The following is a 12759-nucleotide window of genomic DNA, read 5'->3' on the forward strand; positions in this document are numbered from 1 at the left end:
AATTTTATTGCAAGGATCAGATAATTAAGATAGTCCGCCATAATCGGGTGCAATATGATTATCATAATCCAAACAGATATATATTATTGTCCAACATCAATTTCTTTACTATTTTGGTCTACTACTTGAATGATATCCTGGTCCTCGCTTATTACCCCTTTATCAAAAAATAACCTAGTGTTGAATCGATAGGATATGTGCTCTGATGACACCGCAGCGGAAACCGGCAACTGGAATGAAAATGGAATACGGATTTCCTGCTCCTCCTCTATAAACTTCGTTGTCAGTATGGTCGTGGTGTCAATGATCCGTTGGGTATTGTTCATCTTGTCTATCTGCACTAAATCACACTCCAACCGTTTTATTTTTTGCTCACAAATCCCCCCTATTATGAAGTATTCACCTGTTACTCGTTCTCCCAGCCCATACATTACCTTGGGCAATTTAAGGTCGATTATGGCTTTTCCTATTCCTAATTGTGACAGATATTTTCTCAACAACAAGTTGGTTTCCCTCCTGGAATTTTACTACAACGATTCAAACTTTTAGCGTCTCACCAGCATAATATCAACAGTTTTCGTATCGCAAATGAACAGTTGCTGCACTTTTCCCTAACTTAGCCATAAACTTCTTAAACACCTGATTTTTTCTTTATTGTCCAGTAGTTCGTTGTGATATATTTACTTTCGGTTGAAATACCTATCAGTCTATACGATTATATAGCTCTTAAAGTTTCATTTACATTTCATTTTTCTATTATGGTCCTCTTTCATAATGTGTATTTTCTAACATGCCCCTTTAGCCTAAGAAAACTATTCAACTTTATCTAAATTTTTAACTAGTCTGATAAACCAATACAATATTATCCATGCAAGAATGAACATTGTAACCCATTCAATTACATTGGTAATTGCATATTATGAGTTTATACAATTGATGGAAGTAATGACCGAAAATAAAACTATAATTCAAATAATTAAATTTTCCTTAGATACCTCCTGCTACTATCTAAAATCACCCCAATATTCCCATATGTTTTTTCTCTACCCCGGATAGAAAGGTCATCAGCACGTTGCCGATTATTTCCTAATGAATCTCTATTTCGCCTATTATTGTTTCTATGGCTTTATTAAATGACTCGAACCGCTTACCGCCCTCATTAAAAGAAGATGCTTTTTTGCATATCGCATTTTTAATAATTAGAAACAAAAAGATAAGCAGAAGTCTTTTTTGCTTAATATACTCTGTTTTAATACAAGCCCATATAAATCCCGGCAATATAATCCTGTGTTTCGAATTCATTCACTTCTATCTATATCTTCCAGTAAAAATGCATGAATAAAGGAATAGAAAAATCATTATGAAGCACCATTCATAAAATCTTCATTCTCTATGAATGATTTTTGATTTTAAAGAAAGCAAAAAATCACGCTCCCTTATTTTATAGAATTGGGAGAGTAATTTGTAATACAGTGGTCTTACCACAGGAGGATTGATGAAGATGCATCCATTTAAGGGCGAAAAAATAGAATCGAACTCTTTTTTTGAAATAGACAAAAGTCTTACCCCCAACCCTTTTACTTGTATATCGTGTGGGGAAACTTATGATGAGTCTCTTATGAAAAAAGAATTGAATGTTTGTCCGAAGTGCCAATATCACTACCCCGTTACAGCTTATGACCGCATTTCAATGCTTACAGATAGTGGTTCTTTTTCGGAATTCAATAAAAGTTTAACTTCCGTTGATCCGTTGAACTTCCCTGAATATAAAGATAAATTAGTTTCGGATAAGAAAAAGACTGCATTAAATGATGCGGTTATTACTGGGGAAGCTTCCATAGGTGGCTATCCGGTTGTAATTGGTGTCATGGATTCTCGCTTCCGAATGGGTAGCATGGGTTCAGCAGTTGGTGAAAAAATTACAAGAGCCATTGAGGAATCATTAAAAACACGAAAACCCTTCATATTGTTTTCAGCAAGCGGTGGAGCCCGCATGCAAGAAGGAATTCTTAGTCTCATGCAGATGGCAAAAACGAGTGTTGCTTTAGAAAAACTAAACTACGAAAAAATTCTTTTCGTATCCGTTTTAACAAATCCTACAACGGGTGGCGTTTCTGCTAGTTTCGCTTCATTAGGCGATATCAATATTGCCGAACCACAAGCATTAATTGGCTTTGCAGGTAGGCGCATAATTGAACAGACTATAAGAGAAGAACTCCCGGAAAATTTTCAAACTTCTGAATTTTTATTAGAACATGGTCAACTAGATATGGTTGTAAATAGGAGTGAATTAAAACAATCATTAACAACCATTTTAAAAATCCATCATCTCAATTTCAGGGAGCGTCTTCAACAATGAATTTGAAAGTATTAAAAAAACTAGAAAACCATATTGCTGAACTAAAAGAGATGTCTACAAAGCATAATCTTAACCTTAGCGAAGTATTAAATAACCTTGAGCAAAAAGCCAATGAAATCAAAATTCATCTTAATGAGAATATGGGAGTTTGGGATAAAATTCAACTATCTAGAATTCAACAACGCCCAACTACTTTAGATTTTATCCATCATATTTTTGAAGATTTTATTGAACTTCATGGTGACAGACTTTATGGGGATGACCCTGCATTAGTTTCAGGAATAGCTACCTTCGAGGGAATGCCTATAACTGTATTAGGAAATCAAAAAGGTAAAAATACAAAAGATAATATCTATCGTCGTTTTGGCATGTCGCAACCTGAAGGCTACAGAAAAGCTTTAAGAATTATGCAACAAGCCAATAAGTTCAATCGACCCATCGTTACATTTATAAACACGGCTGGAGCCTTCCCAGGTCGTGAAGCCGAAGAACGTGGACAATCTGAAGCTATCGCCCGCAATCTACGTGAAATGGCGAGTTTTGGAGTACCTATCATCTGTTTTGTAATTGGTGAAGGTGGGAGTGGTGGTGCGTTGGCTTTAGGTATTGGCAATCGAATCTTCATGCTAGAAAATACATTTTATTCGGTTATTTCGCCTGAAGGAGCAGCTGCATTGTTATGGAAGGACGCCACACAAGCAAAACGAGCAGCCGAAGTTTTGAAAATTACTGCTAAGGACTTGATGGAACTAGGAGTGATTGATGAAATCATCAAAGAACCTGCTGGAGGAGCTCATATTGACCTCCCACTTCAATCACAATATATAAAAGAAACCTTACGAAAAGCATTGCAAGAACTTGGTCAATTTGATAAAGGAATTCTACGCCAACAACGTTTTGATAAGTTCCGCAAAATCGGTGAGTATATGGATGAAAATGAAAGGACATAAGGACATAAGAAAATAAACAATTATTTTCCAAAATGTTCATAGAACATTTGATATAGTCGATAGGCTTAACATCATCTTTTTTATTTTGTAATACAAAATGTTTGTGCCCATGTCCTTCCTCCCCCCTGTAGTCCTAAACTCAAGCACCCGTTAGCACTCCAGACAGCGCAAAAAGCAGCTCTACACCACACAGAACAAAAATGGATATAATTGGAATGTATTAATACTACGGCTGGCGAAGAAGGACGTCACACTTAATTTGTTATGATTGAATCTTTTTCACTTAATCAATCTACCAAACTCAATAGGCACTCAAAAGGGTCAGCACTTTTAAATTATGTTTTTCTGACTCTAGTTTTGTGCTCCTTTTTTTGATTTTGATCCGAATTTAATTTTCATGGAAGTTCATAAGAGAGAACTGTCCTTACGGTAAACCGTTTCTTTGCACCGATGTCTATATTTTTTTAAAAACAGATTAATTTAACTTTCTTTATTTTATTCGCTAACAGCTTTACCAACAATGCTGATAGGTTTTTAGGTTCTGAAAGTTCCGATTCCATTTCAAGATTATCCATCTACATTATTTGTGGCAATTTTATTTCGATTACAATATTAACTACTACAGCAGCTACATTCTGAAAAAATAAAAAGCGTTTGCATCTTTTAGCATCAGCTTTTTATTTTTTCGTTATCATTTAAATCAACTGTTACGCCAAAACCATAACAACATTACAGATCCAACTAATACCATAACTCCCAACACTCCAAAATAACCTCATTGCCAAGTATGTTCTGGCATATATTTAAAATTAATCCCTTAACTATATGGTTTATATGGTTGGCGAGGTAGGTCGAAGAACAATGGACCTTAGAGCCCAACCGTTAGTCTGACTTCAACGATCATGGTGTAAAACGGACTTTCGCATTGGGTCTACATACTTCGAGCCGAAAATAAATATCGAATGGGGAGAAAACATGATATATCGAAGAGAAACATACAAAGTACCGCCTGAAAAAGTTAGTCTATTTGCCGGATTCTTTCATACCTATCTTTTGCCTAATCAGCTGAAAAATGGTGCGAAGTTAGTCGGCCGCTGGATTACGGAAAATAAAGATGAGATTATCACCTTATGGGAGTACCCAAGCTATGAAGAATATATGAAAATAGAAGAACGTGTGAAAAAGGATTTGATGCACAAAAAGGCGCAAACTCAGCTCAATAAATTAGGAAACCTCTACCTAGATAGCAAACAGGATTTTCTGGTACCGACAGGATCCTATCATGATCCAAGGCAAACAGTTACGGTGAGCGGCTATATTACGAATGAAAAAGGCGAAGCTTTGTTGGTTAAAACCTATTGGAGAGCTGACACATGGGAGTTGCCAGGCGGAGCAGTTGATGAAGGTGAGACACTAGACTCCGCCCTGCGCAGGGAGATTTTTGAAGAAACAGGGATTGAGGTAACCTTGCATGGGGTTTCAGGGGTGTATTCGAACGGAAATACCGTTTCTGTTGTATTCCTTGGCAAATACAGCGAAGGAGAGTTAAAAACCTCGACTGAAACAAAAGAAGCCGGTTTCTTTAAAATTAACTTATCAAACGCAGGAACATATGTTACTCGAGAAAAATATAAATCAAGGCTGAAGGATGCAATGACAGGGAAATGCATCCCATACGAGGCATTTAAGGTACGACCTTATAAATTAATAAGTAGGCTATATGATTGAAAAATTCAAATAAGCTACAGCGAAAAAGAAAATTGATGAAGAAGAATTCATGAAATCAAAGATGAAAGAAAAAGAAAAGCTCCTTCATGATTGAGGTTATGTTCCTGACTTGTTAATGGATAACAATAGTACTTTTTATAATATATAAGTAATTATGTTCTTCAATTAACTAAAAAAGGATGCTTATCGAATTTTGATAAGCTTAGAACTGCTACCTTAATAATTCTCAAAGAAAAAACAAACCTTAATTTATGTAAAATACATTCAAATATATCAATATAATATTTAACCCGTAGTTTCACAGTAAGTGTCAATTGGCGAGAAATGCGTTTCACGGTCTACGTGATGGTGCACAACATCGAGGAATGGAGATAGCGAATTCTATATAATTCAATCGGCCATTCAATCATCTCCTCATAAACTCCAATTATTTGCCATATATTTAGAACATTAAAGTGGTATATAGAGGGGATGAGTATATCATGCAAACAAAAGAAATGCGCTTACGTCGAATCCAACATCTAGCTCATGATATCATGGATGAGATGAATGCAAGGAAAGAGAAAAGACAGTTTGATACCTTAATACCAGTAATAGATAACCTAGCTCGGGCAATTGGCGATTTATCTGATCCATTAGGTGATTATTCGCTCGACTACATAGAAGAAAAAGTGGAAAATGCCCATTTCCTGCTATTTAATAACAAAAAAAAGATACAGTTTCATTCATAACTCTTCTTGGAATACCTTATCATAACCCAGATATAAAAATAAAAGTAATTCAAAAAATGCGAATGGAAATGATAGTTATTATCAATACTATAAATAGTAAAGGATAACCAAAATATTGGTTACCCTTTACAAAAATTAAATTTCTGGTTTAAATGTTTAGATGCTTGTTTACCCCTATGACTTACTACATAAATAGCATCAGCATTACATTTGTTTCCAGAACCCCAATAGGTACAGTTATCGACTTCACACAGAACATCTTGAGCCATAGTATCTCACCTCAACTTTGTTATCATTAACAAAGTTGAGGTGATTGATACGGGTGGTTTTATCCTTACTGACTGAAGTAGAGATTCCATCAATATTTTTTTCACTTCTTCACTTCTTCACTACTTCCTTTTTTCTTATTTCATATAGTACTTATTGTACCAATTTACAAACTGTGTTAAACCTTCTTCTACTGTTGTTGCAGGATAGAATCCCACATCAGCATGCAAATCGGAAATATCTGCATAGGTCTCCTTAACATCTCCTGGTTGCATTGGTAAGAATTCTATTCTTGCCTTTTTGCCAATTAGTTTCTCTAATGTATTAATAAAATCCATTAATTTTATGGGATTATTGTTACCAATGTTATAAATCTTGTAGGGGGCATAGCTAGAACTTGGATCAGGATTAGCTCTATCCCATGTTTCGTTATATATCGGTGGATTATCGAGTAATCGGATTATTCCCTCAACAATATCATCAATATAAGTAAAATCTCTTCTCATATCTCCATTATTAAAAACCCTTATTGTATTCTCTTCAATAATATTTCGAGTAAAAGAGTAATAAGCCATATCAGGTCTCCCCCAAGGACCATACACTGTAAAGAATCGGAGTCCTGTGGTTGGAATATTAAATAAATGACTATAAGTATGAGCCATTAATTCATTAGACTTTTTTGTGGCAGCATATAAACTTACTGGATGATCTACTGAGTCTTTAGTTGAGAAAGGGATGTTAGTATTAGCTCCATAAACAGAACTAGAAGATGCATAAATCAAGTGCTCTACATTATATTGTCGACATGCCTCTAAAATATTAACAAACCCAACTAGGTTGGAATTAACATAAGAATCTGGGTTGTCTATACTATAACGTACTCCCGCTTGAGCTGCTAAGTTGATGACTATCTGAATCGTTCTGTCTTTAAATATTTGATTTAATTTTTCTTTATTTGATATATCCATTTTATGGAATTCGAAATTAGGGTTTTCCTCTAATATCTTGAGACGATCGTTCTTTAAAAGAACATCATAATAACCATTAATATTATCTACACCTATAACATTGAAATCTTGAGCTAACAAACGTTTTGTTAGATGGAAACCAATAAAACCTGCCGCTCCCGTCACTAAAATTTTCATAGTATTAATTCCGATCCTTTCTATACAATAGGACTTTGACATTTTCTTGAACACTGAATAAGCTTTCGTATTCATACACTGATACTTTGAATCCTTTACGGCAACAGAGCAAAGGTCATTATCTTGGATATTAGACGAGGCAAACTCAGAAGTTTTCATTCCAACCCCTAGGGGATTGACTTTACAATTCATTCGTAATTCACCAATGACATGAAATCCTTTTTCGCTTCAAACCTCATGATTTTTTCACATTCATTTCTTGAAGATGGATAGTCCTGAATTAATTCAAGTGCCTAGTCTTTTTTGCTTTTGAAAGGGATTGTTGGGGCAATGCTCTTTTAAATTAGGGAAGAAAATAGTGAATCAATAGTCATCTGTCACTGCATGTGCAGTATCGAAACAGCGAGAACCATATACTTTTCCTAATTGATGAGGGAATGAAAAACAAGGTTTTCCATTTTGGAAATAATGAGGAACATGTGTCACCTTGCTTTTCACCAGGTTTTTTAATTTTCTCATCATAAAAAGTTCAAGCGTTGCCTAACTATGACTATAGAAGCGTATTATCATTTTCATCTAATGGTATTGGTGTTTTTGTCCATTCAGCATGCGTATCAGGATCTATCGCTTGCACTTGTTCTAGAAAAGAATCTAAAAAATTTCTTTCTCGCAGGTCTTTAAATAACTCCAGAGGTCTTTTTTGTTCACGTGAAAACGAGTACACATGATCGACTAATTTAAAACCATTATTGGTTATAATAATATGCCTTATTGGGGCATCAATTTGTTTGAAACCTGATTTTTCCATTGTTTTCAATATATAGAGTAATCGTCTTGTTATATCCTCAGAAAGTACAGATTGTTTTTTTAGAAACGTATTTAAATCTGGCCCTAATAGATATTCCATTACAATATAATTTGGTCCTGTTTCAAAGACTTTCGGGATAAAAGGCAAGTCTTGACTTGATAAGAGAACCTTTTTTTCCTGATTTGCATGTTCAGTTTTCCCGTAAAGTTTTACGCATTTGTCTTCAGACACTCGATAAACAGCACCTTGATGCCCTTTTCCAATTAGTGTTTGTGTAATAGCACTATCCACTTTTACTCCACTCCCTGACCCTCCAGAAAGGACGGTAATATTTCTAAAGTCCAAACTATTTTGATTGAAATAATTCTCCCACTCATTGAAAGTGTCCGGTTCAAGCATTTTCACTTGGGCTAAGAACGAGTCCTTTAATAGGATTATTTTTAAATCTCTTAATAATTTTAATGGTACAGGGTGCATTCTTTTGAAGGAATTTACATGGTCAATCACCTTAAGTTCCTCATTACCAACGACAAAAATATGGCGTAGAGGGGCATCTATCATGGTGAATTTTGCTTGTTTTAATTCCTTTAAGATATAGAGAAGTTTCTTTACTATATAATCAGGGATATACGTACAATTTCTAAGGTATTCTTTTAAGGTTGGGGCATTAAAATATTCCATGACTATATAGTTTGATCCTGTATCATATACCACAGGCATAAAGGGTAAATGTTGTCCTGCTTTAAGGGCTTCTTCCTCCATTTTCGCTTGTACCGGATCTGAATAGATTTTCACACATTTATCTTCAGAGAGTTTAAACACTGCACCTTGAGCACCCATTCCTATCAGCGAATAGGTAGTGGGATTGTGAATTTCTAAAGATTTTTCACCTTTGGTTACCGTAATAGTTTTAAAATCCTCCATGATTATCCTCCTGACTGCCTATCTTTAGCCTGCTGTTGAAGCTGCTGAATATAATTAAGGGCTTTTTTGACTTTTTCGGCTTTTTGAGCCTTTTTTTCTTTTTTACGAGATGCTACTGTTTCATCATCATCTTTAGACTGCTGCTGAATTTTATTAAGGGCTTTTTTGCCTTTTTTATTAGATGCTACTAGTTTATCTTTTTCTTTTTCTTTTTCTTTTTCTTTAGTCTGCTGTTGAAGCTGCTGAATATAATTAAGGGCTTTTTTGTCTTTTTCGGCCTTTTGAGCCTTTTTTTCTTTTTTACGAGATGCTACTGTTTCATCATCTTTAGCCTGCTTTTGATTTTTAGCATTTTTGTCTTTTTTATTAGATGCTACTAGTTCATCTTTATCTTTATCTTTAGTCTGCTGTTGAAGTCGCTGAATATAACTAAGGGCTTTTTTATCTTTTTTGTCTTTTTTATTAGATGCTACTAGTTTATCTTTATCTTTATCTTTATCTTTATCTTTATCTTTATCTTTAGTCTGCTGTTGAAGCTGTTGAATATAACTAAGGGCTTTTTTTACTTTTTCGGCTTTTTTATCTTTTTTACTAGGCTCTATTGATTGCTCATCATACTTAACTTGCTTTTGAGCCTGTTTAGTATTCTTAAGGGTTTTTTTATCTTTTTTATCTTTTTTATTCTTTTTATCCTTTTTGTCAGGTGTTACTGAATTTTGTTCACCTTTTTTATAAGGAGCTACAAGTTCATCATAAAATTCAGCTTGTTGTTGAAGCTGTTGGACAAGGTTAAAGTTTTGCTCGATTTTTTGACGAGCCGCTACTGTATATGTTTCCCACAGCTCTCTGTTAGTTAGCATAAATTCAAGAGCCTCTGCAAGTTCATCTACATTGTTTTCTTGTACTAAAACTCCCTCTTTGTTATTTGTTATTAATTCAGGGATGCCGGCATGATTGGTCGAGATCACTGGTACCCCAATCGCCATAGCTTCTTTTAATGTATTAGGTATACCTTCTACATCTCCATCGGCAGCCACTAAGCTAGCTGCGCAAAATATATCTGCATTGGTCATTTGTTCTCGTACTTGATCTTTAGGGAGATGATTTAATAATCGAAAAGAATCTCCTAAATTAAGTTGATTTGCCAAAGACTTGATCTGTTCTTCAAGCTCCCCTCTGCCGATAATCGTCAAGGTGGCATTTGGAAATTTACCTCTGATTTTTTGAAAAGCTTGCATTAAGATGTGGTGCCCTTTTTTTTCCACCAACCTTCCGATGGATAAAATGTTTTGAGAGCCCTCTTTATGTGGAGTTCGGTAATTGTATTGGTTAAGGTCAACCCCGCCATATAACACTCTGATCTTTTCTGGAGGACAGCCCCAAGCAATTAATCTATCAGCTAAATATTGACAAACTGGAAAAAAACGCTCACCTTTCTCAAAAAGCATTTTCATGTTCTCAAGATAGCCAATAGGCTGATTAGCCAGGGTTGCATCCCTGCCTCGGATACTTGTTACCAACGGAAGGTTTGTTTCCTCTTTAAAAGGAAGTAATAACATCCCTAATTGACCATGGTGAGCGTGTAAGAGGGAAATATTATTTCTTTCCACATATTCTTTTGGAGAGAAAATTTCATTGAGATAATGAACCTTCTCATTCAGAAGGGAAAGGTCTATCATATACTTAGGTTGTCGTACCATATGAATATAATCATAATCAGGAACTTCTCGAATCTGTGAGATATATTGGGTCGGGTCAACTCTTAAATTCAAATGCATAGCAGTGTGCAAGTAAATGTTCTCCTTTCAAGCATAGTAAGCAAATTTTCTGGTCCTTTTCAAGTATATTATGTACGACTATATAGGTACGCATGGACTAAATGGAATCGAATTTCCTTGGAATCGTTTAAAAGTGAGATAGCAGTTGTTGAAGATTCATTAGCTATAGCTGGCGCTCATAACATTCGGTAACGCTAATGGCAGTGAGTATGTGTAGCATAATACAAAGAGGATTGAAGTAAGTGATTTGACATAATGTTAATTAAAAGACAAATGATGAAAATAATTCAACATGCTAATAGTTGATATTAATCTATGGCTTTAATGGCCGGAGAAGAATGATTAATAGACTATCAGGACCAGAAACATAACAAAACGAGTATGCCTGACAAAAGAAAAAAAATTTAATAAAAATATATGATAGACTCGTGGACTCTCTATGTATTTCCATTGTTTAGGTAATACTAATGAGAGTAAACTAAATAGAGGGTCTTTTTATTGGAGTTATTGTATTCCTCTATGTTTCTCAAATACCAAGCAAATCGACACAAAGAAATGACGGTCACTTAGCGATTATAATTCGCTTTATATCTTCAAAGATAATTACTTCTATTTTAAGAAATACAAAAAAGCACCTAAGAACTATCAAAGGTGCTGCTTCGCCGGTTTGCCCGCCTATAGAATAGTTTATACTACGGCTTTAAAAAATCATTTTAGAATTAATGAAGATGTTAGAAAATGTTGATCATTTAAGTCATTCCAATTATTATTGATGGTCTTCCTATTGGATAATATTCAATTTTCTTACAAGCTCTGATTCGTTCTTCCCCAAAACAATTTCTTCCATCAAAAACAATCGGTTGTTTCATTATATTCATCAATGCCTCAAGATTTAAATGTCTAAACTCATTCCATTCTGTGACAATAAATACTGCGTCCGCATCCAATGCCGCTTCGTGGGCTGAGCTTGCATACCTAATTGTATCCCTTAATATTTTCTTGGCATTATCTATTGCAACGGGATCATAAGCTACCACTTCTGCTCCCAGTTTGGCTAATGAACGCGCAATTTTGATTGATGGCGCTTCCCTCATATCGTCAGTCTCAGGCTTGAAAGCAAGACCAAGCATCGCAACCTTTTTTCCTTTTAATTCTCCAAAACGTTTTATAGCTTTCGTTACAAGGAGTTCTTGCTGGAAATCGTTAATCGCTACTGTTTCTTTCAACAGGGAGAACTGTATTCCATGCAAATTGGCCGTATGAAGCAAAGCTTTAACATCCTTAGGAAAACAAGATCCTCCATAACCAATACCGGGTTGTAAAAAGGATTCTCCAATCCTTTTATCTTTTCCCATTCCCTTTGCTACATCTTCAACATCTGCTCCTACTACCCCGCATAAATTGGCAACCTCATTGATAAAGCTAATCTTAGTCGCCAAAAAGGCATTAGAAGCATACTTAATCATTTCCGCACTTTTAATACTTGTTAATACAAATGGTGCATTCAACGGACGATACATTTCTTGTACTTTCATTGCCGCCTCTTCATTTTCAAAACCGATAATGATTCGATCTGGTTGCATCGTATCCATAATGGCAGACCCTTGTCTTAAGAATTCAGGGTTTGAAACCATTTCAAGGGTGACCCTTTCGTTACATTGATCTTCCATAATTTTTTTAATAAATTCATTCGTACCAACAGGCACTGTACTCTTTAAGACGACCACAGCACTCTGTACTAAATGGGCAGCAATATCCTTCGCCGCTTGCTCAAGATACGATAAATCTGCTCCCCCGTCATCCCTTTGCGGTGTTCCTACAGCAATAATAATAATCTCAGCACCAATTAATGCCTCTCGATGAGAAGTTGTAAATAGCAGTCTACCCGCTGCAGCATTTTGAACAAGCAAAGTCTCCAGACCCGGTTCATATATTGGAGAAATCCCTTGACGTAGACTTTTAATTTTCTGTTCATCTGTATCGATACAAATGACACTATGCCCTATTTCTGACAAACAAACACCAGTGGACAGCCCGACATAACCTGTACCTAAAACAGCTATTTTCAT

11 protein-coding genes are annotated in these 12759 nt (G+C 35.3%); 4 read left to right on the forward strand and 7 right to left on the reverse strand.

Translation table 11 applies throughout. The features are described from left to right. Positions 1–83: 83 nt before the first annotated feature. Positions 84–503 (reverse strand): sporulation protein, encoded by a 420-nt coding sequence (locus JFU50_RS29980; RefSeq protein ID WP_201225697.1) that lies wholly within the window; start codon positions 501–503, stop codon positions 84–86. A 1022-nt stretch (positions 504–1525) separates the two neighbouring features. Here JFU50_RS29980 and accD point away from each other — a divergent pair. From accD to JFU50_RS30000, 4 genes are all read left to right on the forward strand, one after another. Next, on the forward strand, positions 1526–2359 hold the full coding sequence (gene accD / locus JFU50_RS29985) for an acetyl-CoA carboxylase, carboxyltransferase subunit beta (protein ID WP_397443458.1): 834 nt from the start codon (positions 1526–1528) through the stop codon (positions 2357–2359). Next, positions 2356–3309, forward strand: coding sequence for an acetyl-CoA carboxylase carboxyltransferase subunit alpha (locus tag JFU50_RS29990; protein WP_201184537.1), 954 nt, complete (start codon positions 2356–2358; stop codon positions 3307–3309). Before accD ends, JFU50_RS29990 begins: the two co-directional genes overlap by 4 nt. 975 nt (positions 3310–4284) lie before the next feature. Next, complete coding sequence (locus JFU50_RS29995) at positions 4285–5037, forward strand: NUDIX domain-containing protein (protein ID WP_201225699.1); 753 nt, start codon at positions 4285–4287, stop codon at positions 5035–5037. 482 nt (positions 5038–5519) lie between these two features. Continuing rightward, positions 5520–5768, forward strand: a complete 249-nt coding sequence (locus JFU50_RS30000) for a hypothetical protein (RefSeq protein WP_201225700.1) — start codon at positions 5520–5522, stop codon at positions 5766–5768. 119 nt (positions 5769–5887) lie between these two features. Here the strand turns inward: JFU50_RS30000 and JFU50_RS30005 are convergent, their stop codons facing one another. The 6 genes from JFU50_RS30005 to JFU50_RS30025 all read right to left on the reverse strand — a co-directional run bounded on the left by JFU50_RS30005 (position 5888) and on the right by JFU50_RS30025 (position 12759). Beyond that, complete coding sequence (locus JFU50_RS30005; protein ID WP_201225702.1) at positions 5888–6037, reverse strand: DUF1540 domain-containing protein; 150 nt, start codon at positions 6035–6037, stop codon at positions 5888–5890. A 135-nt stretch (positions 6038–6172) separates the two neighbouring features. Beyond that, complete coding sequence (locus JFU50_RS30010) at positions 6173–7180, reverse strand: NAD-dependent epimerase (RefSeq protein ID WP_201225813.1); 1008 nt, start codon at positions 7178–7180, stop codon at positions 6173–6175. A gap of 363 nt (positions 7181–7543) precedes the next feature. After that, positions 7544–7699: a hypothetical protein gene (locus tag JFU50_RS30515; protein WP_207196617.1), complete on the reverse strand. Its 156-nt coding sequence runs from the start codon at positions 7697–7699 to the stop codon at positions 7544–7546. A gap of 31 nt (positions 7700–7730) precedes the next feature. Next, the gene (locus JFU50_RS30015) at positions 7731–8912 is read right to left on the reverse strand and encodes a hypothetical protein (protein ID WP_201225704.1); all 1182 of its coding nucleotides are present in this window, start codon (positions 8910–8912) and stop codon (positions 7731–7733) included. A 2-nt stretch (positions 8913–8914) separates the two neighbouring features. After that, entirely contained in the window at positions 8915–10702 is a 1788-nt protein-coding gene (locus JFU50_RS31285) for a glycosyltransferase (RefSeq protein ID WP_242489194.1), read from the reverse strand. 737 nt (positions 10703–11439) lie between these two features. Further along, the gene (locus tag JFU50_RS30025) at positions 11440–12759 is read right to left on the reverse strand and encodes a UDP-glucose dehydrogenase family protein (protein WP_201225706.1); all 1320 of its coding nucleotides are present in this window, start codon (positions 12757–12759) and stop codon (positions 11440–11442) included.

Source organism: Peribacillus sp. TH14 (genome assembly GCF_016651145.1).
In the GTDB taxonomy this organism is placed as follows: Bacteria; Bacillota; Bacilli; order Bacillales; family DSM-1321; genus Peribacillus; species Peribacillus butanolivorans.

What these genes read in the sequence shown, in the direction of transcription:
- JFU50_RS29990 (WP_201184537.1), top strand. Translation starts at nt 2,356, where the DNA reads ATGAATTTGAAAGTATTAAAAAAACTAGAAAACCATATTGCTGAACTA.
- JFU50_RS29995 (WP_201225699.1), top strand. Translation starts at nt 4,285, where the DNA reads ATGATATATCGAAGAGAAACATACAAAGTACCGCCTGAAAAAGTTAGT.
- JFU50_RS30000 (WP_201225700.1), top strand. Translation starts at nt 5,520, where the DNA reads ATGCAAACAAAAGAAATGCGCTTACGTCGAATCCAACATCTAGCTCAT.
- JFU50_RS30005 (WP_201225702.1), bottom strand. Translation starts at nt 6,037, where the DNA reads ATGGCTCAAGATGTTCTGTGTGAAGTCGATAACTGTACCTATTGGGGT.
- JFU50_RS30010 (WP_201225813.1), bottom strand. Translation starts at nt 7,180, where the DNA reads ATGAAAATTTTAGTGACGGGAGCGGCAGGTTTTATTGGTTTCCATCTA.
- JFU50_RS30515 (WP_207196617.1), bottom strand. Translation starts at nt 7,699, where the DNA reads ATGAGAAAATTAAAAAACCTGGTGAAAAGCAAGGTGACACATGTTCCT.
- JFU50_RS30015 (WP_201225704.1), bottom strand. Translation starts at nt 8,912, where the DNA reads ATGGAGGATTTTAAAACTATTACGGTAACCAAAGGTGAAAAATCTTTA.
- JFU50_RS30025 (WP_201225706.1), bottom strand. Translation starts at nt 12,759, where the DNA reads ATGAAAATAGCTGTTTTAGGTACAGGTTATGTCGGGCTGTCCACTGGT.